Origin of the sequence: Pseudomonas typographi (assembly GCF_014694385.1) — a bacterium.
In the GTDB taxonomy this organism is placed as follows: Bacteria; Pseudomonadota; Gammaproteobacteria; order Pseudomonadales; family Pseudomonadaceae; genus Aquipseudomonas; species Aquipseudomonas typographi.
In genome coordinates this window covers 183,973-208,788 of record NZ_JAAOCA010000003.1, presented here as the reverse complement: position 1 = coordinate 208,788, position 24,816 = coordinate 183,973, and the positions used below count along the sequence as shown (strand labels likewise).

At 64.4% G+C, this 24,816-nt stretch carries 24 protein-coding genes; 10 read left to right on the top strand and 14 right to left on the bottom strand.

All coding sequences use genetic code 11. From position 1 onward, the window contains the following. The first annotated feature begins 173 nt into the window (after positions 1-173). From HAQ05_RS03445 to HAQ05_RS03420, 6 genes are all read left to right on the top strand, one after another. Complete coding sequence (locus HAQ05_RS03445; RefSeq protein ID WP_190417390.1) at positions 174-626, top strand: MarR family winged helix-turn-helix transcriptional regulator; 453 nt, start codon at positions 174-176, stop codon at positions 624-626. A gap of 28 nt (positions 627-654) precedes the next feature. Further along, positions 655-1,218 carry a cysteine hydrolase family protein gene (locus HAQ05_RS03440; protein WP_190417388.1) on the top strand — a complete coding sequence of 188 codons (564 nt, stop codon included), beginning with the start codon at positions 655-657 and terminating at the stop codon, positions 1,216-1,218. 2 nt (positions 1,219-1,220) lie between these two features. After that, positions 1,221-1,550, top strand: a complete 330-nt coding sequence (locus HAQ05_RS03435) for a hypothetical protein (protein ID WP_190417386.1) — start codon at positions 1,221-1,223, stop codon at positions 1,548-1,550. Continuing rightward, positions 1,547-2,791: an MFS transporter gene (locus tag HAQ05_RS03430; protein WP_190417384.1), complete on the top strand. Its 1,245-nt coding sequence runs from the start codon at positions 1,547-1,549 to the stop codon at positions 2,789-2,791. Before HAQ05_RS03435 ends, HAQ05_RS03430 begins: the two co-directional genes overlap by 4 nt. 724 nt (positions 2,792-3,515) lie before the next feature. Beyond that, on the top strand, positions 3,516-4,211 hold the full coding sequence (locus HAQ05_RS03425; protein ID WP_190417382.1) for a response regulator: 696 nt from the start codon (positions 3,516-3,518) through the stop codon (positions 4,209-4,211). Continuing rightward, a complete protein-coding gene (locus HAQ05_RS03420; RefSeq protein ID WP_190417380.1) occupies positions 4,208-6,550 on the top strand; it encodes an ATP-binding protein in 2,343 nt (780 codons plus the stop codon). Before HAQ05_RS03425 ends, HAQ05_RS03420 begins: the two co-directional genes overlap by 4 nt. On the opposite strand, the gene HAQ05_RS03415 is transcribed toward HAQ05_RS03420, so the two are convergent. The 4 genes from HAQ05_RS03415 to HAQ05_RS03400 all read right to left on the bottom strand — a co-directional run bounded on the left by HAQ05_RS03415 (position 6,539) and on the right by HAQ05_RS03400 (position 10,127). After that, positions 6,539-7,468 carry an AEC family transporter gene (locus HAQ05_RS03415; protein WP_190417379.1) on the bottom strand — a complete coding sequence of 310 codons (930 nt, stop codon included), beginning with the start codon at positions 7,466-7,468 and terminating at the stop codon, positions 6,539-6,541. The genes HAQ05_RS03420 and HAQ05_RS03415 overlap by 12 nt on opposite strands. Before the next feature lie 145 nt (positions 7,469-7,613). Beyond that, positions 7,614-8,027, bottom strand: coding sequence for an NUDIX hydrolase (locus HAQ05_RS03410; protein ID WP_190417377.1), 414 nt, complete (start codon positions 8,025-8,027; stop codon positions 7,614-7,616). After that, entirely contained in the window at positions 8,024-9,109 is a 1,086-nt protein-coding gene (locus HAQ05_RS03405; RefSeq protein ID WP_190417375.1) for a tartrate dehydrogenase, read from the bottom strand. The genes HAQ05_RS03410 and HAQ05_RS03405 overlap by 4 nt, the downstream gene beginning before the upstream one ends. Positions 9,110-9,209: 100 nt before the next feature. Then, positions 9,210-10,127, bottom strand: a complete 918-nt coding sequence (locus HAQ05_RS03400) for a LysR family transcriptional regulator (protein WP_190417373.1) — start codon at positions 10,125-10,127, stop codon at positions 9,210-9,212. A gap of 99 nt (positions 10,128-10,226) precedes the next feature. Between HAQ05_RS03400 and HAQ05_RS03395 the strand changes: the two genes are divergently transcribed. Further along, complete coding sequence (locus HAQ05_RS03395; protein ID WP_190417371.1) at positions 10,227-11,090, top strand: aldo/keto reductase family oxidoreductase; 864 nt, start codon at positions 10,227-10,229, stop codon at positions 11,088-11,090. Positions 11,091-11,112: 22 nt separating this feature from the next. Here HAQ05_RS03395 and HAQ05_RS03390 read toward each other — a convergent pair whose 3' ends face one another. The 3 genes from HAQ05_RS03390 to HAQ05_RS03380 are packed head-to-tail and all read right to left on the bottom strand — an operon-like array spanning position 11,113 to position 15,201. Then, positions 11,113-12,552 carry an efflux transporter outer membrane subunit gene (locus HAQ05_RS03390; RefSeq protein ID WP_190417370.1) on the bottom strand — a complete coding sequence of 480 codons (1,440 nt, stop codon included), beginning with the start codon at positions 12,550-12,552 and terminating at the stop codon, positions 11,113-11,115. After that, positions 12,549-14,120, bottom strand: a complete 1,572-nt coding sequence (locus HAQ05_RS03385) for a DHA2 family efflux MFS transporter permease subunit (protein WP_190417368.1) — start codon at positions 14,118-14,120, stop codon at positions 12,549-12,551. The genes HAQ05_RS03390 and HAQ05_RS03385 overlap by 4 nt, the downstream gene beginning before the upstream one ends. Next, complete coding sequence (locus tag HAQ05_RS03380) at positions 14,113-15,201, bottom strand: HlyD family secretion protein (RefSeq protein ID WP_190417366.1); 1,089 nt, start codon at positions 15,199-15,201, stop codon at positions 14,113-14,115. Before HAQ05_RS03380 ends, HAQ05_RS03385 begins: the two co-directional genes overlap by 8 nt. A gap of 101 nt (positions 15,202-15,302) precedes the next feature. Here HAQ05_RS03380 and HAQ05_RS03375 point away from each other — a divergent pair, with 101 nt between their 5' ends. After that, on the top strand, positions 15,303-16,010 hold the full coding sequence (locus tag HAQ05_RS03375) for a CerR family C-terminal domain-containing protein (RefSeq protein WP_190417364.1): 708 nt from the start codon (positions 15,303-15,305) through the stop codon (positions 16,008-16,010). A 62-nt stretch (positions 16,011-16,072) separates the two neighbouring features. Here the strand turns inward: HAQ05_RS03375 and HAQ05_RS03370 are convergent, their stop codons facing one another. The 7 genes from HAQ05_RS03370 to tauA form a co-directional block, all read right to left on the bottom strand. After that, positions 16,073-17,449: a CoA transferase gene (locus HAQ05_RS03370; protein WP_190417362.1), complete on the bottom strand. Its 1,377-nt coding sequence runs from the start codon at positions 17,447-17,449 to the stop codon at positions 16,073-16,075. 60 nt (positions 17,450-17,509) lie between these two features. Further along, positions 17,510-18,040, bottom strand: coding sequence for a Dps family protein (locus HAQ05_RS03365; protein WP_190417360.1), 531 nt, complete (start codon positions 18,038-18,040; stop codon positions 17,510-17,512). 149 nt (positions 18,041-18,189) lie between these two features. Beyond that, complete coding sequence (locus HAQ05_RS03360) at positions 18,190-19,377, bottom strand: MFS transporter (RefSeq protein WP_190417358.1); 1,188 nt, start codon at positions 19,375-19,377, stop codon at positions 18,190-18,192. A gap of 80 nt (positions 19,378-19,457) precedes the next feature. Then, positions 19,458-20,291 (bottom strand): taurine dioxygenase, encoded by an 834-nt coding sequence (tauD, locus tag HAQ05_RS03355; protein WP_190417356.1) that lies wholly within the window; start codon positions 20,289-20,291, stop codon positions 19,458-19,460. 25 nt (positions 20,292-20,316) lie between these two features. Continuing rightward, a complete protein-coding gene (gene tauC, locus HAQ05_RS03350; protein WP_190417354.1) occupies positions 20,317-21,150 on the bottom strand; it encodes a taurine ABC transporter permease TauC in 834 nt (277 codons plus the stop codon). Further along, positions 21,147-21,935, bottom strand: a complete 789-nt coding sequence (gene tauB / locus HAQ05_RS03345; protein WP_190417352.1) for a taurine ABC transporter ATP-binding subunit — start codon at positions 21,933-21,935, stop codon at positions 21,147-21,149. Before tauB ends, tauC begins: the two co-directional genes overlap by 4 nt. Positions 21,936-21,944: 9 nt before the next feature. Continuing rightward, complete coding sequence (gene tauA / locus HAQ05_RS03340) at positions 21,945-22,928, bottom strand: taurine ABC transporter substrate-binding protein (RefSeq protein WP_190417350.1); 984 nt, start codon at positions 22,926-22,928, stop codon at positions 21,945-21,947. A 299-nt stretch (positions 22,929-23,227) separates the two neighbouring features. Here tauA and HAQ05_RS03335 point away from each other — a divergent pair, with 299 nt between their 5' ends. Both HAQ05_RS03335 and HAQ05_RS03330 read left to right on the top strand, forming a co-directional pair. Next, entirely contained in the window at positions 23,228-24,046 is an 819-nt protein-coding gene (locus HAQ05_RS03335; protein WP_190417348.1) for an ABC transporter permease, read from the top strand. After that, positions 24,033-24,791, top strand: coding sequence for an ABC transporter ATP-binding protein (locus HAQ05_RS03330; RefSeq protein WP_190417346.1), 759 nt, complete (start codon positions 24,033-24,035; stop codon positions 24,789-24,791). Before HAQ05_RS03335 ends, HAQ05_RS03330 begins: the two co-directional genes overlap by 14 nt. Positions 24,792-24,816: the final 25 nt, after the last annotated feature.

Sequence of the window (24,816 nt, the reverse complement as noted above, 5' to 3'; positions counted from 1 at the left end):
TGCCGTGGGCAGGCGCAGCCAGATGTTTTGTGCGTATGCTTGGGCAGATTTCAATGAATACCACAGGCTTGATCCCGCAAAAAAGCCATACAGGGTAGGCACCCTGCGCCGCCCTACAACGTTAAATACAGCTAATCTGTACAGGCTTTCTGCATATATGGTAGGGTCGGTGCATGGTTAAGTCATCACTCACATCCGCAGCGCCGTCGGCGGCCTCGCTGGCCGGTGAACTGCGCATTTCCCTGGGTAAGCTGGTCAGGCGGCTGCGGGAGCAAGCTCATCCCAATGATTTCACGTCTGCGCAAAAGTCGGTGCTTCTGCGCCTGGACCGCGACGGGCCGGCGACGGTGTCCGCGCTGGCCCGGGCGGAAAGTGTTCGCCCGCAGTCCATGCGGGTCACGGTGGCCGGGCTGGAGGCGTTGAAGGCCGTCAGCGGTAAACCCGACCCCACCGATGGGCGGCAAACCCTGATCGACCTGACGCCACGTTTTCGCAAAACCCTTACGGCAAACCGGGCCGCTAAAGACGATTGGCTGTTCCGTGCCCTGCAAGAGCAACTGACCCCCGAGGAACAAGGCGAATTGGCAGCCGCGGTGAAGCTGCTGCAGCGCCTCGCCGACTTCTGAGCCCATCCCTGCCATTTCAGGAAACAACATGGCCGTCACCACGCTCGACCCCCATAGCGCCCTGATCATCGTCGACCTGCAAAAAGGCCTCGTTGGCTTCCCCCTCAGCGAGCCCATGGGCCGAGTCGTGGAGCGCGCCCGCGCGCTGCTTGACGCATTTCGCGAACGCGGCTTGCCGGTGGTGCTGGTCAACGTCACTGGGGGCGCTCCGGGGCGCACCGAACGGCGGCGCCAGCGCGGGCCGTTTCCGGACGATTGGGCGCAGTTCATCCCCGAGCTCGGCCAGCAGCCCAGTGACATCGTGGTAACGAAGCGAACCTGGGGGGCATTCGCCAGCACCGACCTGGACAGCCAATTGAAGGCGTTGGGCGTGACCCAGGTTGTGATCAGCGGGGTGGCCACCGGTACCGGGGTCGAGTCGACCGCCCGCGAGGCGTATGAGCAGGGCTTCAACGTGACCCTGCCCCTCGACGCCATGACAGACCCCCGCCCGGAGGCACACCAGCACAGCACCCAGCATGTGTTCCCGAAGCTGGGCGGAACCGGCACCGCTCAAGCCATCATCGAGCTGCCCGCCACGAGGAGCGCCTGAATATGCAATGGCTTTATTGGGTGGCCTACGTCTGCGGCGGTGCTCTGTTGGTGAACGCCGTGCCGCACGTCGTCAGCGGCGTAATGGGTGGCCGGTTCCAGAGCCCGTTCGCGAAACCGCCGGGGCAGGGGTTGTCATCATCGACCGTGAATGTGCTCTGGGGCTCGTTCAATATCGCTATCGGCTACTTGCTCGTTGGCCGCGTCGGTGATTTCGGCTTCAGAAATACAGCCGATGCCCTGGCGCTTGGGCTCGGCGGCCTGGCTATGGGCCTGTTTTGCGCGCGCTATTTTGGCCGTTTCCACGGTGCCCATACGCAGGGGCAACCGTGAACGCCCAGCGAACAGGCGTCTTTCGTTCGCTGAGGAACGCCAATTACCGTATCTGGGCGGCCGGCGCGCTAGTCTCGAATGTGGGTACATGGATGCAACGCACCGCCCAGGATTGGCTGGTGCTGACCCAACTCACGCATCACAATGCCTCGGCGGTGGGCGTGGTCATGGCGCTGCAGTTCGGGCCGCAGTTGCTGCTGTTGCCCTGGACCGGCTTCGCAGCCGACCATTACAACCAGCGCAAGCTGCTGATGGCCACACAAGCGGCCATGGGCGTTCTTGCCTTGGCGCTCGGCCTGCTCACCGTCACGGGTATCGTCCAGCTTTGGCAGGTGTACGTGTTTGCCTTTTTGTCGGGCTGCGTGGCGGCATTCGATGCGCCGGTGCGCCATACCTTCGTGGCGGAGCTGGTGGGCGACGCGGACCTGCCCAACGCGGTGGCGCTCAACTCGACCTCGTTCAATGCCGGGCGAATGATCGGGCCGGCGGTGGCCGGGCTGGTCATCGCTTCGGTAGGCACGGGCTGGGCGTTCCTGCTCAATGGCGCCAGCTTTATGGCGGTGCTGGCTTCGTTGAACCTGCTGCGCGTCTGCGCCTTGCGAGCGAATGCGCGGGCACAACGGGCCAAGGGTAGCCTCACCGAAGGGTTTCGCTATGTATGGGCCCGGCCGGACCTCAAGGCGATTCTGTTCATGCTGTTCTTGATCGGTACATTCGGGTTAAATTTCCCGATCTTTATCTCGACCATGGCCGTCAGTGCATTGCACACCGATGCACGGGGCTACGGCCTGCTGTCGGCGACCATGGCCCTCGGCACCGTCTCAGGTGCGCTGCTTGCCGCCGGCCGCGGGCGGCCACGGTTCACGTCGCTACTGATCGGCGCCATTGTTTTCGGCCTGGGCTGCACACTGGCCGCCATCGCCCCAACCTATCGGCTGTTCGCCGGCGCGCTGGTCATCATTGGTGTGGCCGCGTTGACTTTCACCAACACCACCAACAGCCTGATGCAACTTACTACCGAGCCGGCCATGCGCGGCAGGGTAATGGCACTGCGCCTGGCCATAGCGCTTGGCTGTACGCCGATTGGCGCACCGGCCGTAGGTTGGGTAGCTGACCATCTAGGCCCACGCTGGGCATTGGGCGTCGGCGCCGCATCGGGCTTCGCCGCGGCTATCGTGGCCATCTACGCCATGAAGCGGCAGCTTCATCAGCCTCGGCAGGCCGAACTTCCGAAGGCGTAGCCCCCGGTTGATATCGCACGGCACGGCCCACGGGCCGTCGATCAGCAGTCGTTTTGGCTGGGTTGTGCCGATTGCCATGGGGTACCGTGCCCCCAATAGCAACTTCGCCTTACCGAGCCGGTGGCAGCAGCAGGCCCTAGCAACAGTGAATGATGAGGGCGGGGTAGGGCGTGAACTTCGCTGCCAGCGCTGGGCTGAAATAAAAAAGGCCACCGCCCAAACGGGGGTGGCCAACAAGTATCACCAAAGGACTGAAGTGGAAACGGCCCGCCACGCCAGACGGCGGGGGGTGCCTGGCAGGCCGGGCAGGTTCGTGCTTCAGGAACTACCCTATCACCGTTCAAACGAATAGCCGCATTACACCTATCGATAGCAATTATCATCCGAATGCATTAAGGCCAGCGCAGCCGCCGGGTTGGCCCGGGCAGCGCCTGTGGTGAACATTTGCCTGCACGCGTGCCTGCCTTCCATCAGTTTGGGATTAATCTTATATTCCCCGGTGTGGGGGTTACATTAAAGTCGGCGAAGGCTAATAAAGGGCCGGCACATCAACTATATACTGTCGTAATAAACGGCTGCAGGGCAAGGTGCAAGTGTATGGGTTACTTGCAGCGGTATAACCGCCGAAACTTTTTTTTCATAACGCCTACTTTTGAAAAAAAAGGCCGACGATAGATAGCGAACAGGCCGGCGTCCCGGCGATCCAGGCTTCAGGAAGAAAATGATGAGCGTAAAGTTGAAAGGCGCCCCGGTTCGAGTCGCGTTGCTCGATGATCACGAGCTAATCTTGGAAGGCATGGCGCAAGCCTTGCGCAGTGACCCCCAGATCGAAATCGTGGGCGCCTATACTCGCAGTGTAGAGATGTTCGAAGCGTTGGCCGGCAAGCCGGTGGATATCATACTGACCGATTTCTCACTTGCGCCGTCGGAAAACGACGGGGTGAACCTGATCCGCCAGATCGAACGGCGCTTTTCAGGTACTTATTGCATCGTAATCTCCGCGCTGCATACGCCGGCCATGGTATCTCTAGCCCTCAAGGCTGGCGCGCGGGGCTTCTACGGTAAAGAACTCAGGGCCGAAGACTTACTCGAAGCGGTGCACAAGGTGGCCCAGGGTGAAGTCTGGGTACATGCGCCCATGCAGGAGCGCATTAGCGAGGCCAGTATTCATAGCGTGCCACTGGATGCGGACCTACCGCCGGTAGAGTCTTACGTACGCAATATCAGCGTGGCGGCACTGACCCCGCGGGAAAATGAAGTGCTGCGCTGCATGCTCGAAGGCATGACGGTTACCGATATTGCAAATAAATTTTCACGCAGTATTAAAACGATCAGCGCGCAAAAACAATCGGCCTTCCATAAGTTGGGCATTTGCAATAACAACGAACTGTTCAAAAACCGCGAGCGCTTGGGCATTTGAGCAGGTGCCATTACTGGGGCCGCATCGTTTGGGCTTGCGCCTGGCTGCTGTTGCCCTGGTCGGCCAGCGCCGCCATTTTTACCGAGGCAGAGCAGGCATGGATGGCGCAGCACCCGGTGGTGCGTTATGCCATCCGGCCCAATTGGCCCGTTGAATATGTGGTTAATGGTGAGCACCGCGGCCTCACACGGGCGTATATCGACCGGATAGCGTCCATCACCGGCCTGCGCTTTGAATTGGCCCCGAGTGCCAGTTGGCACGAAACCGTTCGGCGCCTGCGCAGTGGCGACCTCGACCTCGTGCCTGCGGTGTCGGTACGCCTGGCCAGCGACCGGGTGCTGGACCAAATGTTACTGAGCGACCCCTTTTTTGTTGGCGCCTCGGTGATCATTGGGCGCGACGACAGCCCATTGATGTTCAGCCCACAGAAGCTCAAGGGTAAAGTGGTCGCCATTCGCCGCAGTGGCGGTTATGAACATTACCTGCGCGAAGTGTGTGCTGATATCACCTTGTTGCAATTCGACCGTAGCGACCAGGCGCTTAACGCGGTAGCCAATGGCGAGGCGTTCGCGGCGGTGGGCCTTGACCTGGTGCTGCAGCCGGCCATGCGCCGGGATTACCCCGAAACCCTACGCATCGCTGGCATCCTCGCGGATATGCCGGTGGTGCTCAGCATGGGCGTTGCCCCCGGCAACCCGACACTGCAGCATATCGTCGACAAAGCCCTGGCGCAGTTAAGCAGCATGGATCGCAATGCCATCGAAGCACGCTGGGTCGACACCGGGAACCTGGGCAAACCGACCCTGGCAGCCATCGCCTACCACCGCTGGCCGGAAGCGGCTGGCTTGCTCGGTGTGTTGTTGCTGCTGGCCTGGCTGGCACGGCGCGCCCGGCTGGCGCAACGGGTCGCGCAGGCGAGCGAAAAAGCCAAGTCCAGCTTCTTGGCGGTCATGAGCCACGAAATTCGCACACCGATGAATGCGGTACAGGCATCGTTGGAGTTGTTGCGCCGTACCCCCCTCAACGACAGCCAGCGTAACCTGTTGAACTTGGCCAACGACTCTTCCAGCGCCTTGCTCGAACTGCTCGATGATGTACTGGACGTATCGCGGCTCGACGCGCGCAAGCTGCAACTCGACGAGCAGCCCACCCATGTGGTGCGCTTGCTTGAATCGGTCGCCGACATCCATCGCCTGCAGGCCCAAACCAAAGCGGTAAGCCTGGTGCTCGACAGCCAGGGTTTGAGCGCCCAACCGGTGATGTGGGTAGACCCCGTGCGTTTGCGCCAAGTGCTGTCGAACTTGTTGTCCAACGCAGTGAAGTTCACCGAGCACGGCGTTATCGACGTGCAAGCGCAGTTGCGGCCGGGGCCGGAGTTGTACGTGAGCGTGCGCGATTCGGGTATCGGTATTACCGCCGGCCAGCAAACCAAGCTGTTTCAAGCCTTCAGCCAAGCTAGCCAGGCGACGGTGAGGGAATACGGCGGCAGCGGCCTGGGCCTGGCGATCTGCAAGCAATTGCTGGAACTGATGGGTGGCAGCATTGCCGTTCGCAGCCAATGGGGGCAGGGCAGTACCTTCAGCTTTAGCCTGCCGGTGCGCCTGGCTGATGCCGCCGAAGCCACGGTCGCGCCGGGTTGCGAGGCCGAAGCCAACCACGCGTCAGGGGCGGCGGGCACGGTGTTGGTGATTGAAGACCACCCGATCAACCGCCAGGCGTTAGCGTTGCAACTGAACGCATTGGGCTATGCCTATGTGATGGTCGCCGACGGCCACCAGGGCCTTGCCCGGCTTCAGGCGGGCGAGGCTTACGCGGCGTTGCTGCTCGATTGTTATCTGCCGCAAATCGACGGCTATGAAGTGGCCCGGCGCATCCGCCAGTTGGAAGCCCAGCGCGGGTGGCGGCGCCTGCCGATCATCGCCATATCCGCGGCGACCGATGAGCGCCATCGTACCCGGGCGCTCGAGGCTGGCATGGACGCGATACTCACCAAACCCCTGCGCCTGGCCCAATTGACCGAGCAGTTGGCCCATTGGCTGCCGGCAGCCGACGAGCCTGCGCCGGCCCCGGCGAAGCCATCGCTGCAGGCCATGTTCGTGACCGCCTGCGAGGCAGACCTGGCCGAGCTTCGGCAGGCATTGGCCGGTAGCGATTGGCCGAAGGTGCGGCACCATGCTCACCGAATCCTCGGCGCTGCCCTGGTGGTCAAGGTACAACCGGTGGCCGACTGTGCCGCGCAAATCGAAGCCTGCGCCAGTGCCGAACCGCCAAAAGCGCCCGGCGAAGCCCTGCTCGGTGCGCTGGAGCACGCCCTACGGCAGTGCCGCTCAAGCACCTAACCAGAACAGGCACAATGACAAGGTGAGCAACGAACACAAGGTGGATAACAAAATGCTGCGCGACACCACGCCCGCTTCGCGCTGGTAGTACTCGGCCAACATAAAGGGGCCGGTGCCGGTCGGTAGCGCACTGAGCAGCAATGCTGAATGGGCCCACAGCGGCGGGAGGCTGAACACCCGGTAGGCCAAAAAGGCCGTGAGCGCCGGTTGGCCTACCAGCTTGATCAGCACCAACGGCCAGGCCCCGGTTTGTCGGCCTTGCTGTTTTTGCGCCAAGAACAGCCCAAGGGAAATCAGCGCACAGGGTGTGGTCGCCGTGGCCAACATATCGAGCAAGTGCAACACCGGCTCGGCCAGCCCGAGGCCGCTGGCCGCCCAACCGGCACCAAGAATAGGAGACACTACCAGCGGGTTACGGGCCAAGGCCTTGATCACCGTGAACAGCGCCCGGCCAAGGTGTTTTTCTTGCTGCAAGCCCACCTCGATACACACCACGGCGACGGCAAACAGCACACAGACCACGATCAACGAGGCGATCAGTGCCGGCTCCAAGCCTTGTTGGCCGAACACCAACAGGCACAACGGGATGCCGATGTACCCGGTATTGGCGTAACCGGCGCTTAACCCGTCGATGCTGGCCTCTACCAGGTTATGACCTTGGCGCAGGCGCCAGCCCACGGTAGCCGCGAACACCAGCAGGCAGCCGGCGCTGAACGACAGCACGAAACCCGGCTGCCAGATCTGCGCCCAGGTGGTGGTGGCGGTTACCTTGAACAGCAGGGCGGGCAGGCACAGCCATACCACCATGCGGTTGATCTCCGAGGCCGCCGCCGGCCCCAGCCGGTCAGTGCGCCGGCACAGATAGCCGAGCAGGATCAACGCGAAAATCGGCAATACGACAGCAACGACGGTGTGCATGTAAGGCTCTAGCGCAAGGTTTTGGAACCGGCGAGGGTACCCCTGACGGTTTATATCGTCCAATGCTTAATGCGCCCGCTGCGATGGGGCTGCCAACCATCGCTTACCCTGAGGCTAATGGTGCAGCGCCTTGCCCAGGGGCAAGTCAGCGGCCCAGTAAGGCACGCAAGCGCTGTTGCAGGTGCGGCACCGCGTCGTCGCGGGCGATAAAGTCGCCGATGGGCAGCACCGCCCAGCGCTGGCCTTCATCACCGAAGCGCACCTGGCCAAAGGTGCCCGGCCCCACATGGGCGATAAAAAACCAGGTGGGCAAGGCCCCGGCGCTGCGCCCCGGATACACCTGGCCCACGCTGACAGTGGCCGGGTCGATGGTCAGTGCGAACTCCTCGAAGGTTTCGCGCAGCGCGCATTCCAGCGGGCTTTCAGCGCCTTCGCGGCCGCCGCCGGGCAGGTCCCATAGCCCTGGCCAGGGAATATCCGGCTTGGCGTCGCGCTGGTAGGCCAGTACCTGCCCATCACACAGCACGGCTATTTTTGCCCCGGAAAACGCCCTGCTCATCCGCTCACCGCCGCAGCGATGGCGCGGCCCAAGGCCTCGGTGCTGCCGCTGCCACCGATGTCGCGGGTCAACGGGGCGTGGTCCGGGCCCTTGGCGAGCACCGCCTCGATGGCCTGGACCACCGCCGCGCCCGCTTCGGCATGGCCCAGGTGTTCGAGCATCATGGCGCCACACCAGATCTGCCCGATCGGGTTGGCGATGCCAAGGCCCGCGATGTCGGGGGCCGAACCATGTACCGGCTCGAACAGGCTGGGGAAGGTACGCTCCGGGTTGATGTTGGCGGACGGCGCAATACCAATGGTGCCCGTGCACGCAGGGCCCAGGTCGGAAAGAATATCGCCGAACAAGTTGCTCGCCACCACCACGTCGAACCAGTCCGGGTGCAGCACGAAGTTCGCGGTGAGGATGTCGATGTGGTACTTGTCGACCTTTACCTGCGGGTATTGCGCGTGCATGGCAGCGACGCGTTCATCCCAGTAAGGCATGGTGATGGCGATGCCATTGGACTTGGTGGCTGAGGTGAGGTGTTTCTTCGGCCGCCGCTGGGCCAACTCGTAGGCGAACTTCAGGATGCGGTCCACGCCCACGCGGGTCATCACGGTTTCCTGGATCACGATCTCCCGTTCGGTGCCGGGGAACATACGCCCGCCCACGCTTGAATATTCACCCTCGGTGTTCTCGCGCACCACCCAGAAGTCGATATCGCCCGGTACGCGCCCGGCCAGCGGCGCCTTCACGCCGGGCATTAGCCGGCAGGGCCGCAAGTTCACGTACTGGTCGAACTCCCGACGAAACTGCAACAGCGACTGCCACAACGAGATGTGATCCGGTACCACGTCTGGCCAGCCAACCGCGCCGAAGTACAGCGCGTCGAAGCCTTTGAGGGTGGCAAACCAGTCGTCTGGCATCATCTTGCCGTGGGCCAGGAAATAGTCGGCACTGGCGAAATCGAACCACGCCCAGTGCAGTTCGATACCGAACCGCTCGGCCGCGGCGGCCAATACCCGCACGCCTTCGGGCATCACCTCCTTGCCGATACCGTCGCCCGGAATTACTGCAATCGTGTAACGCGGGGTGCTCATACTCGCCTCCAAGGTCAATGTAAGGCACCAGTCTAAGCTTAACTGGCCAGGTGAAACCAACGGTTGGCCGGTAGCAAAAGCCACCGTCGAAACGATGCAGTCAGCTTTCCTCCACGGGCCACGGCGTTTGCTTGATGTAATCCACGAACGCGCGCAACGGGGCGGGCAGCAGGCGCCGCCCCGGGTAATACAAAAACGGCCCAGAAAAGCTTGGCCACCAAGGCTTGAGCACTGGCGCCAGCGCACCGCTAGCCAGGTGTGGGCGTAGCCAGTCTTCGAACAGAAACACGATGCCGCTGCCCGCCATCGCCAGCTCGACCGCCAGTTCCGTGCCGGCACCGATGCGCACCTCCAGCGGCCCTTCGGGGTCGACGTGGATTACCTGGCCGTCGCGCTCGAACTCCCAGCTGGCCACTACGCCGCTGGGAAAACGACCGCGCAGGCAGGCGTGCTGCAGCAACTCATTGGGGTGCTGCGGCTGGCCATGCCGGGCCAGGTAAACCGGCGCCGCTGCGGCAGCGAAGCGTTGCAGCCGGGGGCCGATCGGCACCGCGACCATGTCTTGCTCCAAACGCTCTTCGTAGCGAATGCCGGCGTCGCAGCCGCTGGCCAATACGTCGACGAAGCTGTCTTCGGTGATCACCTGCACCTGTATATGCGGGTACGCCGCGAAAAAACCCGGCAACAGCTTGGGCAGCACCAGCCGCGCCGCCACCACGGGCACGTTCAGCCGCAGCGTGCCGGCCGGCAGGTCACGAAAACCATTGACCACATCCAGCGCGCTATTCACCTCATCCAGCGCCGGCAGCAAACGGTCGAGTAATTGCTGGCCGACCTCAGTGAGCACCACGCTGCGGGTGCTGCGGTGTAATAGGCGCACGCCCAATTGCGCCTCTAGCCGGCGCAGGGCATCGCTCAACCGTGACGCGCTGCTGCCCGTGCGGCGGGCACCGTCACGAAACCCCCGGGCTTGGGCGACGGCGATAAATGCACGCAAGTCGTTCAGGTCGACGTTCATTGTTCGTGATTCCGTACAGGTTGTGCACACTATAGCCGATTGTCGTGCAGTGAAAGTGCGCCTATCGTGAGCCTTGTTGCCACTTACGGAGAGATCAACATGAGCTTATCGACCGCCGCCGGTACCTACCGGCTGGGAGACCGCACGGTGACCCGCTTGGGCTATGGCGCCATGCAATTGGCCGGCCCTGGTGTGTTCGGCCCGCCGAAGGACGTGGATGGGGCGCTACAGGTGTTACGCGAGGCAGTCGCCCAAGGTGTGGACCACATCGATACCTCGGACTTCTATGGGCCGCACATCACCAACCAATTGATCCGCCAGGCGCTGCAGCCATACCCCGAGGGGCTGACGCTGGTCACCAAGGTCAGCGCCCGGCGCGGCCCCGACGGCGCCTGGTTGCCAGCGATGGCGCCGGCGGAACTGGTGGCCGCCGTGCACGATAACCTGCGTAACCTCGGCCTGGAGCAGTTGGAGGTGGTGAACCTGCGCAGCATGCACGGGGTGCACGGGCCGGTCGAGGGCTCGATCGAGGAAGCCGTGACAGCCCTGGCCGAGCTGCGCGAGCAGGGGCTGATCCGCCACGTGGGGGTGAGCAACGTCACTGCGGCGCAGGTGGCCGAAGCGCGGCGCATCGTGCCCATCGCCTGCGTGCAAAACTTCTACAACCTGGTCAATCGCGCCGACGACCCATTGATCGACGTGCTGGCGCAGGAGGGTATTGCCTACGTGCCGTTCTTCCCGCTTGGCGGCTTCACCCCGTTGCAGTCGAGCGAACTAGACGCCATCGCGCAATCACTCGGTGCCACGCCGATGCAGGTGGCGATCGCCTGGCTGCTGCAGCGCTCAGCCAACATTTTGCTGATCCCCGGCACCTCCAAGGTCGAGCACCTGCGGCAGAATTTGGCCGCCGCGCAGTTAAAGTTGCCGGCCGAGGTGGTGGCGCAGTTGGATGCCCTGGCTTAACCTGCCCAGGCGGCGCTGCACCTTAGCCGTGTTGCGCCGTGGTGACCGCCGCCACTTGCCAGCCCATGCCCAGGGCCTTGTGCAGGGCGGTGAAGTCCTTGAGTAACTGGGCATCGGCGCCGATGCGATTTTGCCGGGCGTCGTACAGTGTGCGTTCAGCGTCGAGCCAATCCAAGGTGCTGGCGGTGCCGGCCTCATAGCGTTGGCGGGTGAGCCCGGCAGCGCGCTCGGCGCTGGCTTGCACTTCGGCCAACAGCACCGCGTTCTGCCGTTGATGGCCGTAGCGGGCCAGGGCCACATCGGCATCCTTAAGGGCGTTGAGCACCACGCCTTGGTAATGGGCCAAAGCTTCGTCGCGGCTGCCTTCGGCGTTTTCCACCCCCGCGCGCACGCGGCCGAAATCAAGAATGTTCCAGCTCAGCCGTGGCAAGGCCAGCCAAGTGCCGTTCGCATTGCGCAGCAAGTGGCCGGGGTCGGCGGCGCTGAACGACAAGTCCCCGGTCAGGCTCAGCTTGGGAAACCATTCGGCTTGTTGTTGGCCCACCTGCGCGGTGCGCATGGCCAACTGCCGTTCGGCGGCGCGCACGTCTGGGCGCGCCTTGAGCAGGGCGGCCGGGTTTGCCAGTGGCACTTGGGCCGGCACCTGCGGCAGCGGCGCGGCGGCCGCCAGGCGGTTGTCCAGCTCGCCGGGTTCAAGTCCGCATAGCAGGGCCAGTTCATCCTGCGCTTCGATCAACTGTGTTTGCAATGGCAGGCGCTGGGCCTGGGTGTTTTGTGCCTGGGTCAGCACCTGTTCGAACTGCAATTGCGAGGCCACACCGCGCTCCAGCCGCTGTTGGGTCAAGCCCAGCGCTTGTTGCTCCACCGCCAGTGTGGCATCTACCAGCGCCAGCCGCGCCTGGCGGTCGCGCAGGTCGGTATAGGCCTGCACCACCTCGGCGGCCAGTTGCACTTGGGCGTCGGCCAGGTTCGCCCCGGCCGCCTGTGCCTGGGCGTCGGCGGCCTGCACCGCGCGGCGGGTGCCACCGAACAGGTCCACCTCCCAACTGGCGTCAAAGCCTGCCAGGTACAGGCTCAGCGGCCCGCGCCCTGTGCCATCGAAGCCAAAATCGGAGGTGTCTGGCGAGCGCATGCGCAGCAGCATGGCATCGCTGCTGAGCTTGGGCCTGCCAGCGGCCACTTCGCTTTGCAGGTTGGCCCGGGCCTGGCGCACCCGCGCTTGGGCCTCGGCCACGTCGGGGCTGTGCGCCAGCGCCTGGCTGACCAACAGGTCCAACTGCCGGTCGCCCAATGTTTGCCACCAGCGGGCGATGGCCCCAGCGCGGCCGGGCGTGGCGGTGTCATGGGCCAGGTGGCCGGCTTGCAGGCTGTGCGGGGCCACCGGTGGCGCGCCGGTGTAGTCCGGGCCCACGGTGCAGCCGGCCAAGGCGCACAGGGCAAACAGGTAAAGGGGTGTGTTCATCGTGCTGGCGCTGCCTGTGCCGTGCGCTGCTTGATCAGGAAGGCCAGGGGCAGGCAGGCGAGCATGGCCAGGCCCAAGGCGAAAAACGCGTCGTTGTAGGTCATCGTCGAGGTTTGCTGGGCAATTTCGTTGGCCAGTTGGCCCAGCGCCTGCAGGTTGGCCCAGGCCGGGTCGCCATGCTGGGCGAGAAAACCGGCGCTGCGTTCGGCCATTTGGCTTTGCGCCGATTGGCTGTTGGCCAATACCGTTTCGCGCAGCGCGGCGTCATGGAAATGCTCGCGGCGGTCGATCAGCACCCCCAGCAGGGCCAGCCCGAGGGTGCCGCCGAGGTTGCGTGACATGTTGTAGAGCCCGGCCGCATCGCCGGCCTGGTGCGTCGGCACTGAACGCATCGAGAGCTGGCTCAGCGGCATCATCACCAGGATCTGCCCCACGCCGCGCAGCAATTGCGAGGTCGCGAAGTCGTGGCCGACGCTCTGGCTGGTCAAGGTGGTGTCGACAAAACAACTGGCCCAATACAGCACCAAACCCAGCACCACCAGCAGGCGTAGATCGTAACGGCCCAATAGCCGCGGCAATATCGGCATCATTAAAAAGGCCGGTAGGCCAGAGAGCAGCATCACCGAACCTGCCTGTTCGGCGTTATAGCCACTGATGACCCCGAGAAACTGCGGCACCAGGTAGGCCGTGCCGTACAGGCCGGCGCCTACCACGGTGCCGATCAACAGCACACTGGCAAAGCGCCTGTTGGCCAGCAGGCCCAATTGCAGGATGGGTTGCCGGGCAGTGGCTTGGCCTGCGGCCAATGCGGTAAAGCCGCAGGCGCAGGCCACGCTCAGCCAGCAGATCAAGCTGGAGTCGAACCAGCGCTCGCGCTGGCCTTCTTCGAGCACCACGGTCAACGTCGAAAGCCCCACCGCTAAACCGAAAATGCCCAGCCAGTCGGCCTTGAACAACGCCTGCAGGTTGGCTTTTTCCGCGGGCAGGCCGGTCCACAGCAGGGTGACCAACGCCGCGGTGACCGGCAGGTTGAGAAAGAAACACCAGCGCCAACTGAAGTTTTCTGTCAGCCACCCGCCGATCACCGGCCCCAACAGCGGCCCGAGGATCACCGTCATGCCAAACAAGGTGGTGCCGATGGGTAATTGGTGGGCGGGCAGCCGGGTGCGCATGATGGTTTGCGCTGTGGGGATCATCGCCCCACCGGTAAAACCCTGGCCGATGCGGCAGAGGATCATCCCCGCCAGCGAGCCGGATAACCCGCAGCCGACCGAAAACACGCTGAACAGTACCGCCATTACGATCAGAAAGCGCCGCAACCCCATAATCCGGGTGAACCACGCCGCCAGCGGAATCATCACGATTTCCGACATCAGGTAGCCGGTGGAAATCCATGTGCCTTCGGTGCCGGTGGCGCCGATCTGGCCTTGTATCTGCGGCAGCGCGGAGTTGGTGATGGAAATATCCAGGGTCGCCAGCAAGGCACCGAGCGAGCCGGCCACCACCGCGATCCAATCGGTCAGCGAAGCATTGGCTACCGGCGTGGCGGCGCTCGAGGTATCAGCCATGGGCGGCGCCCCGGGTGTCGACCTCGACGGTGGCCGACAGCCCCGGTAGCAGCACCCCTTGCAGGTCATCGGGCACGTCCAGGCGGATGCGTACTGGCACCCGCTGCACGATCTTGGTGAAGTTACCCGTGGCGTTGGCCGGCGGCAGCAGGGCGAACTGCGCCCCGGTGCCCGGTGAAAAACTGTCGATGTGGCCGAGCAAGTCACGGCCGGGCAGGGCATCGACATGCACGGTGACCGCTTGCCCCGGGCGCATGCTGCCAATCTGGGTTTCCTTGAAGTTAGCACTGAGGTACAGCGCTTGCAGCGGCACCACAGTGAGCAAGCGGGTGCCGGGCTGCACATATTGGCCTAGGCGCACGCCGCGGTCGCCGACACGGCCGTCGATGGGGCTACGCACCTCGGCGTCGTTGAAATCCAGCCGCGCCTGGACATCGCTGGCGCGGGCGACGCCCAACTGCGCTTTGGCCTGTTGTACCTGGGCTTGCAAGGTCGCATAACGGCTTTGCGCCGAACGCAGCGCGGCCTGGCGGGCGGCCAAGGTGCTTTGCGCGCGGGCTTGTTCGTTGGTCAGCTCGGCCAGGCGCTCTTGGGTTTCCGCGCCGGAGCGGGCCAACGGGGCATAGCGCTTGACCTCGGCCTCGGCGTGCAGCGCATCGGCTTGGGCGCCGAGCAATTGCGCGCGGGCTTCGGCGATGCTCGCGTCCTGTTGGGTGAGGTCGGCCTCGGCCTTGGCCTGGTCCGCTTCCCGTGCGGTAATAGTGGCTGAGGTTTCGTCGGCGGCGGCGCGATACTTGCGGCCGTCCAGGCGTACCAGCACGTCGCCGCGGTGCACCGGTTGGTTATCGGCCACCAACACCTGCGCCACGTAGCCGCTGATTTTCGGTGCCACGGTCAGGCTGTCTGCCTGCAGGTAAGCATCGTCGGTGCTTTCGATAAAGCGCCCGGCCAACCACCACCAGGCGCCCCAGGCCATAGCCCCGGCCGCTGTCACCGCGGCCAAGGCGAGCAGGGCGCGGCGGGCTTTACCCCGTTGGGTATCATTCGAAGGCGAGGGGGGGGCTGCGAGCGTGCCGGCCATCAAGGGGTTCCAAATTATTCCAGTTGGAATAAAATCGCCGGGGAGACATATTTTGTCAACAGTTATACGCTGGGCCGGTTTACATTCAGGGCACTTCGAACATGGCACGCTACAAACCCACCCATGAAGGCGGCTACCAACGCGGTGCGCAAACTCGCACCAGGCTGGTCGAGGCGGCGGTGCGGGTGTTCGGCGAAAAAGGCTACGATGCCGCGTCCACCCGCGACATCGCCAGTGCCGCTGGCCTTAACGCCCCGGCGTTGCAGTATTACTTCGAAAACAAAGAAGGTGTGTACCTGGCGTGCGTGGAACACATCATCGAGCGCTTGTGGGAGCAATTGGGTAGCGCCACCGCTGCCGCCGAAGGCGTACTGGCCGACCCCGGCGCCGCGGATGCGCGGCGGGTCGACGCGGTGCTGGGCATTCTTTCAAGGATGATCGCGTTGATCGACGATGGCTCCGGCGCCAAGCCCTGGCGTGAGTTCATGTCACGCCAGCAAGCTGGCCAGTGCCCAGCCAGCGCCCACGCGCTGATGAACGAGCGCTTCAAACCGCGCATCGCAGGGGTCATCCGTGGCCTGGTAGCACACTTGAGTGGCTACCCGGTGGACGACGAACGCACGATTTTGCACGCCTTCGGGGTGTTCACCCAGGTGGCGGCGCTTCGTGTGCAACGGCAAAGTTTACTCGACTCGCTGGGCTGGGACGCCATAGGCCCGGTGCGGATGGAAAAAGTGCGCGACGTGGTGTTGGCGCAGGTGCGTTTCGCCCTGGAGGGGTTGGTCAGGTTGCGGGCGGGCGCCCGGTAATGGCTATGCGCCCGTGAGCCTGGGCCGGTTCCACGCCCGTGTGCAGGGTAGCCGCGCTCGGGTTACCACGTGGGCGCATCCGTGCCCGGCGGGCTCGACGGTCGGCCGTACCCCAGCGGGGTGCGTGCCAGTTGTGGGCTGGGCCGCACGGCCCGCAGTTCGCCGAAGCCTGAGCGGTAGGTTTCAAGGTAGGGCTCCAGGTAGGGCGCCTGTTCGCTCTGCGCCGTGCCGATACGCGGCAGCCCGCGCAACCACTGCGCGGTTTGCGCCAGCGACAGCTGAACATGCCAACTGCCCCCTTCCAGTTGCTGCCTGCGCAGCGCTGCCGCCACGGCAAAGGCAATCAGGTAACCGGTGGCTTGGTCGAGGATCTGCATCGGCATGGCCCGTGGCCGGGTATCGCCGAAGGCTTCGGCCTCGGCCTGGTTGAAACCCATGGCGGTCTGCAGCAATGAATCGAACCCCCGGCGCTCCGCCCATGGCCCGCGGTTGCCATAGGCCGAGAGTGACACGTAGACGATGCCCGGACGGCGCTCGGCCAAGGCCTCGGGGGAAAACCCGCGCGCGGCCAGCGCACCGGGGCGGTAGCCCTGGAGGAACACATGGGCCTGGCCCGCCAACTGCCACAGTTGCTGGTGGCCACTGGCGGCGCGTAAGTCGATGTGCACAGAGCGTTTGCCACGGCTGGTATCGGCGATTGCGGCGATATTAGGCAGGTAGGGCGCATTGACCAGCATCACGTCGGCCCCCGCCTCGGCGAGGGTTCTTCCAGCGACTGGGCCTGCGAGGATACGCGTGAGTTCCAGTACACGCACACCGGCCAGCGGCCGCTGGCTTTGGTCTAGAGTGGGCAAGGGCAAAGGCGCGCCCTCGCCGATACGCTCCACGGTGAACAAGGGCTGGCTGGCCACCGCTTGCCCCTGGGCAGTAGCGTCCCATTCAGCGAAGCTGCGCAGGGCACTGATCACCAGCCCGCGTTCGGCGGCCTGGGCTTCCAGGCTCAACGCCTGCCATTGCAAGGCAGCCGATTCCGCCATCGCGCGGGTGGCGGTTGCCGGGTCAAGCCCTAGCAATGCCAAGGCACCGTTACGGTGGTGTTCGAAGTTGGCGTGTATGCGTACGTAACCGTCGGCGCAGCGGTACAGGCCACTGAAAGCGTCCCAGGCGCTGGGCACCTCGCCGTTCACGCTGAACCAGCCACTGGCTTGGGCCTCGGCGTGCCGCCGTTCAACAGCCACATGCTGGCGCGCCGCACCGCGCAGAAAGCCCAGCTCACAGGCGGCCAACGCCGCCGCGCCGAGGCAAGCCTGGGCGGCGAGGCCCACGGCGAACGACGAGGCGAACAGCCCCGGCCCGGCCGGTAGGTAGCCATGGCCCAGGGCCTCTTCGGGCAGGTGCTGGCTGTGCCATAGCCCCACCAGGAGTTGCTCAGCGATCATGCGAATCCTTCGGAATAAGCAAAGCCCCGGGCGGTGCCGGGGCCTTTGGGCAGTGCAGTGTTATTGACCGACGGTTTGGCCGAGGAACCAGGCACGTTCTTCGGCTTGGTCGACCCATTCCTCCAGCAAGCTGGTGGTGGCAATATCGTTGGCTTCGTCGGTAATCGTGTGGGTGGAGCGCATGAACGCTGCCAGCGATTGGTTATCGTCGTGCAGTTCAATCAGCATTTGCTCAGGCGTCAGGCCTTCGACTTCGCTGCTGGCCAGGCGCTTAAGCTGAACCATTTGCTCAAGCGAGCGCACGGTAGGTTGGCCGATCTTGCGCGCCCGCTCGGCGATCACGTCGGTGATGGCATACAACTGGGTGGCTTGTTCTTCCAACAGCAAATGGTAGTCACGGAAGTGGCTGCCGCTCATATGCCAGTGGTAATTCTTGGTTTTGATGTACAGCGCGAACACGTCAGACAACAGCACCGCCAATGCTTTGCCGACTTCGGCTTGGTTCTCGATGCGGGTGTCTTCCGGCTGCTCGGCTTTAGCCTTGACGTTAGCGACGGTCTTGAGTTCGGCTTTGGTATTGGCAACGGCCATAAGGTTTCTCCCCTTTTAGGTGACAATGAGCGGATGGCGGCTGCGCCACCCGGCCTTAATGAATCGACCACAACCCGGTGAAAAGGGTCAGTGGGTTTTCTCTATCACAACAATAGGCCTGGCTAAACATGCCGGTGGCTGTGACCCCATTATAGAGCATCGGCGCATGGCGGGCGCTGCGCCGCAGTGATCCATGCGGGGCATAGGCTGAGCAAGCCGAGCAGGGCCATGCCAGCGCCCACCCACAGTGGCGCGCGCAGGCCAAAACCGGCATCGATCACCCAGCCGCCGGCCCAACTGCCAAAGGCGAGGCCCGTGGTAATCACGGTAGTGTGCAGGGTGTTGACCAGCGCTCCGGGTTCGGCGGCGTTCATTACCCGGGCCACCATGGCAGGGTTGAGTGCCACGCCGGTCAGGCCGATGGCGACGAAGCACACCAAACTCAGCCACTGGGGCCCGCTTACTAATGCCAGCGCCGCCAGGGCCAGTACCAGCAAGGCCAGGCCCCAGCCCTGGGCACCTAGGGTGTGGCGGTCGGCGACCCGGCCGACGACCATATTGCCCAACACGTTGGCCACACCATACAGCGCCAGCAGCGGGGCCACCTGCGCAGGTTTCACGCCCACCACGTCGATGAGAATCGGCGCGCAGTAGCTGAAGGCGGCAAAGGTGGCGCCAATGATCAGCCCGCTGGTGCTGTAGGCCGCCCATAGGCGGCGGTTATTCAATGCCCGCAGTTGCTCGCGCAACGGCGGCGCGCTGCCGGCAGGCGAGGCGGGCAGGCGCCACGCCGCCAGCCAGGTACACAGCAACGCCAGCAGCACCACCAGCCAGCCGCTGGCACGCCAACCGAAGTGCTGTTGCACCCAGGTGGTCAGCGGCACACCCGCCACCGGGGAGAGCATCAACCCGGCCAACACCACCGACACCGCGCGCCCGCGCACCTGGGGCGCGACCAGCCCGGCGCACACCGTCATGCACAGGCCGATGCAGGTAGCGCTGGTCACCCCCATGATCACCCGTGCCCAGGCCAGCACCGGGTAGCTTTCGGCCAGTGCCGCCATCACCCCAGCGGCCACGTACAGTGCCAGCAAACCCACCAGTGCGGCCTTATGGCCGACGCGCAAGGCCAGCAGCACCACCGTGACCGGTGGCCCGCCCACGGCCATGCCCAGGGCGTAGAAGGCGATCAGGTTGCCCACCTGGGCCAGGCTTACCGAAAACGCCTCGCTCAAGGCCGGCAGCATGCCGGCGACCATGAATTCGGCGGTGACCAACGAAAAGATCGTCAAACCCAGGAGGTAAACGGTGGGGGGCAAGGCGGGGCGGGCGGCCATGGTTACGTTTCCTCACAGTGGGGCGCTACCCTAAGCGCTGCTGAACACGCGGTCAAATAGCGCCGGGGCATACCCGCCCCTCAGTGTGGCGCATCCCCCAACACCGTCGCGCGGTGCATCACCCGCCGTTGCGGGCGGTAGTCGTCCACCGCGTAATGCTGGGTCACGCGGTTGTCCCAAAAAGCCAGGTCGCCGGTGCGCCATTGCCAGCGTACGCAGAACGGCGGCAGGGTCGCGTGCTGGAACAACAACCTGAGCAGCGCATCGCTTTCATGGGGCTCCAGCTCGTTGATGCTCAAGGTAAAACCTTCGTTGACGAACAGCGCTGGGCGCCCACTGGCCGGGTGCGTACGCACTACCGGGTGGGACACTGGCGGGTGGCGCCGGCGGGTGGCTTCCCAGCGTTGCAATGCTTCGGGGGTGTTGCCGAAGCGTGCCAGCGGGAACGACTTGCTGAAGTCGTGGGTGGCGCTCAAACCGTCGAGCAGGCGTTTGAGCGGGGCGCTCAGCGCCTCGTAGGCGGCCGTACCGCTGGCCCACAGGGTGTCGCCACCGTAGGCGGGCACCTCGCGGGCCAACAGCACGCCGGCCATCGCCGGCTTGGGCAGGAAGCTCACATCGCTGTGCCACAAGGCGTTGTCGCGTACATCGGTGACCGCGGTGTCCAGCACCAGGATCTGCGGCTGCTCCGGTAGGTGGGGGTAGATCGGGTGAATGTGCAGCTCGCCGAAGCGCTGGGCGAAACCCATGTGTTGGGCCGGCGTAAGCTGCTGGCCACGCATAAACAGTACCTGGTGATCGAGCAGCGCCTGCTCGAACCGGGCCAGGTCGGCATCGCCCAAGGGCTGGCGCAGGTCCAGCCCGTCGAGTACTGCGCCAAGCGCTGGGCTTAAAGGGCGAAGGGTAAAAGCCATAAGTGGCTACTCGGCTGAACAAGGGTCAATGGGACTGCCCGTGCCACGGCACCAGGCGCCGCTGCAGGGCGCGCAGGCCCAGCTCCAGGGCGAAGGCAATGATCGCGATCAGCAGGATGCCCAGGATCACCACATCGGTGACCAGGAACTGTGCCGCGGACTGCACCATAAAGCCCAGCCCCTCGGTGGCGGCGATCAGCTCGGCGGCCACCAGGGTAGACCAGCCTACCCCCAGGCCGATGCGCAGGCCGGTGAGGATGTCGGGCAGCGCACTGGGCAAAATCACGTGGCGCAGCAACTGTGCGCGGCTGGCCCCCAAACACTGCGCGGCGCGAATCCGCGCCGGGTCTACGGTGCGCACGCCGCTGGCGGTGGCGATGGCAATGGGCGCGAAAATAGCCAGGTAAATCAGCAGCACCTTCGACAGTTCGCCAATCCCACACCAGATCACGATCAGCGGCAGGTAAGCGAGCGGCGGCACGGGCCGGTAGAACTCGATCAACGGGTCGAAAATACCCCGAACAATGCGTTGGCGGCCCATGGCCAGGCCCAACGGAATGGCCGTAAGCACCGCCGCCACCAGGCCAATGCCGATGCGCCCCAGGCTCGCCCCCAGGTGGCGCCACAGGCTCACATCCATATAGCCCTGGTTCAACAGCTCCCAGCCCTTGGCCAGCACCGCCCCAGGCCCGGGTAAAAACAACGGGTCGATCCACCCCAGGTGGGTCACCGCCCACCAACTGAACAACAGCGCCGCCACCGTGGCGGCACTCACCCAGCGGGTGCCTTTGTCGCGCTGCCGTGGCACCGGTGTGGCGGCGTCGGCCGGCGGGCTGGCAGGCAGTTCCAGTGCGCTCATGGGGTGGCCTCCAGTTGGGGTTGTTGGGCGAACACCTGGGCCAGCACATGCTCGCGGGTGGCGATGAAGGCGGGGTCCGATTTGATCGCCCGCGCCGGTTCCCCAGCCGAATGGCGGCGGCCGAAATCCAGCGCCAGGCGCTCAACGATGCGCCCCGGGTGTGGTGCCAGCAGCACCAGGTCGGTGGCCAGGAACACCGCCTCTTCGATGTCGTGGGTGATCAAGAACACCGGTTTACCGGTGCGCCGCCAAACGTTCAACAGCAGCACCTGCATCTGTTCGCGGGTGAACGCGTCCAGCGCGCCGAACGGTTCGTCCATCAGCAGCACCCGCGGGTCGGCGGCCAGGGCGCGGGCCAGGCCCACCCGCTGGCGTTGGCCGCCGGAAAGCTCCCACACCTTGCGTTGCTCGAAGCCTGTAAGGTTAACCAGCGCAAGCAGCTCACGCGCCTTGGCCTCACGCTGGCGCCGCGATACACCCGCCAATTGTAGGCCGAAGGCGACGTTGGCGAGTACGTTCTGCCAGGGCAGCAGCACATCGTCCTGGAACACCACCCCGCGGTCCGCGCCAGGGCCGTGCACCGCTTGGCCATCGAGCGTCAGCCGCCCCGCGCTCGGCGCCACGAAGCCGGCGATGAGGTTGAGCAGGCTGGTCTTGCCGCTGCCGGAAGGGCCCAGCGCCACCAGCAACTGGCCGGGGCCCAGTTGCAGCGATAGGTCATGCAGTACCGGTTGCGCTGCGCCTGGATAGTGGGCGCTCACGCGGTGCAGTTCGAGGGTCGCCATGGCTGCGGCTCACTGAATGAATTGGGCGCTGACGTAAGGGCTGTAATCGGGTAACACGTCGGGGATCTTGCCTTGCTCCTTGAGAAACGCCGCGGTGCCGGCGATGTCCTTGGCGGTGCCGCCACCCAGTAACGTGGCACTGGTTTGCGCTTGGGCATCGGGATAGGCGGCGCCGGCCAGCAACTCAGGCACGTCGCTGGCGTTGGCGCCGGTCAGCCGGGCGATTTTCTTCACGGGGTCCGACTCTGGCGTCCACTCGGCCTTGTGCGCGGCGTAGTCGGCATAGGCTTTAAGGGTCACGCCGGCGAACTGGGCGATCACCTCGGGGTGCTTCTCGGCGTAATCCTTGCGCGCCACCCACACTTCGAAGGTCGGCGCGCCCCAGGTGCCGACTTCGGCGGCATCGGTGAGGGTTTTGCCGGTTTTGCGAATCTCGCCGAGGGCCGGCGACCACACGAATGCGCCGTCGATGTCCCCACGCTTCCAAGCTGCGGCGATTTCCGTGGGGTTGAGGTTCACCACCTTCACTTGCTTGCTGTCCAAACCCCAATGCTTGAGGGCCCCCAGCAGGCTGTAATGGGAGGTCGACACGAACGGTGTGGCAATGGTCTTGCCCTTGAGGTCTTCGGGTTTGTCGATGCCGCTGCCGTTACGCACCACCAGGGCTTCGGAGGAGTGGATCTGCGCTGAGACGATGAACGCGACGATCGGCAATTTGCGCGAGGCGGCCGCCGCCAACGGGCTGGAGCCCAGGTTGCCGATTTGCACGTCGCCGGAGGCCAGCGCCGTGACCACTTCCGGCCCGCTGTTGAAACGGCGCCAGTCAATGCGCTGGCCGGTGGCTTTCTCATAGGCGCCATCGGCTTGCGGCACTTTGCTGGGGTCTACACCGGTTTGGAAGCCGACCGTGAGATCGGCCGCCTGGGCATGCCAGGCAGCGCCAGCGAGCAGTACGGCAGTGAACAAACGGCGAGTGGTGGGCAGTGCGCGCATGGTACGGGTGGCCTTATTAGATGTGATAAGGGCACCAATCTATTGGATCTAAAAAAGAACGATCCAATACTATTTGTGAATAAGAATATGTTGCCAACGCACACTTCCAGCGGTGGCGCACGGGCCGAAAAGTGCGTGCCGCGCCCTTCGCTATCGGCATAACGATAGTGCCGTAGCGTATTGGCCGGTGGTTAATTTCCGTGCCTATAGTCGGCCGCACATTCGTTCTGCCACGGAGCCGTGCTCATGCGTTACCTGTTCAAGCAAGGCCGCCCAGCGGCCGGGGAGGGGCCGGGCCGATGACGGTGAAAACCCTCGAATACCGTTTCGACAGCCAAGCGCCTGCCAGCCGCGCGCACGGTTCCAGCGCCGCGCTGCGGCTGTTGGTGCCGGTGGTGTTGGTGGTGGCCTGGCAACTGTGTGCCAGCCTGGGCTGGCTCGACGACTTCGTGCTGCCCTCGCCCTGGCACATTTTGCTGGCCTACCAAGAACTGTGGCACACCGGCGAGTTACAGGCGGCGCTGCCGGTATCGCTGGCCCGCGCCGGCTTGGGCTTGGCCATCGGCGGGGGCTTAGGGCTGGTGCTGGGGGTGATCGCCGGTTTGTCGGCCCATGCCGAGCGCCTCTACGACGCGCCGTTGCAAATGGTCCGTACCATTCCCTTCATCGCCTTGGTACCGCTATTCGTGGTGTGGTTCGGCATCGGCGAGCTTGCCAAGGTGTTGCTGATCGTAGGCGCGGCCATTTTTCCGGTGTATCTAAATGCCTACCACGGCATTCGCGGCATCGACAAAAAGCTGCTGGAACTGGGCAACAGCTTCGCCATGAGCCGTGCCGAACAAGTTCGTTTGATCGTATTGCCCTTGGCCATGCCGTCGATCCTGGTGGGCTGGCGCTACGCTGCCGGCAGCGCGCTGTTGGGGTTGGTGGCGGCCGAACAGATCAACTCCAGTGCAGGGTTGGGCTACATCCTCAATAACGCCAACCAGTTCCAACGCACCGACATCATCATCGCCGGCATCTTGATCTACGCCCTGCTGGGTGTGTTGGTGGATATCATCATGCGCCAGTTGGAGCGCGTTCTTCTGACCTGGAGGCCCCGCCATGACCAGCCATAATGCCGCACCACGGTTTGCCACGGCCACGCCAAGCCCCCTGGCTGGCGCCGCGCCGGTGGTGCACATCCACGGCCTGAGCAAACATTACGGCGAACAAACCGTGCTCCAGGCGCTGGACTTCACCTTGCAAAAGGGCGAGTTCGTCGCCTTGGTCGGGCCCTCTGGCACTGGCAAAACCACCTTGCTGCGCATCATCGGCGGCCTGGAGCAGGCCAGCAGCGGGCGAGCGCGCATCGCCGAGAAAACCGCCATCGTGTTCCAAGACCCACGGCTGATCCTGGCCCAGCGGGTGTGGAAGAACGTGGTGCTGCAAGACGCGCGCAAGCCCGGCGCACAGGCCAGGGCCCTCGATGCGCTGGCCGAGGTGGGGCTGGCCAACAAAGCCCAGGCCTGGCCGGTGAGCTTGTCGGGCGGCGAGGCGCAGCGGGTGGGCATTGCCCGTGCACTGTACCGCGAGCCCGACCTGTTGCTGCTCGATGAACCGTTCAGCGCACTGGACGCCTTCACCCGGCGCAAAGTCCAAGACCTGGTCGTGGACCTGTGGCAACGCCACCGCCCCGGCGTGTTGCTGGTCACCCACGACATCGAAGAGGCGGTGCTGCTCGCTGACCGTGTGCTGGTGCTGGGCGGCGGGCTGGTCAAGGCTGACGTGCCAGTGACCCTGCCGCGCAAACGCGACACCACCTCGGCGGAGTTCAACGCCATCAAGCGCCGCATCCTGGAACATTTGGCCAGCGCTCACTGAAACCCCCAACTGCCATACGGAAAAC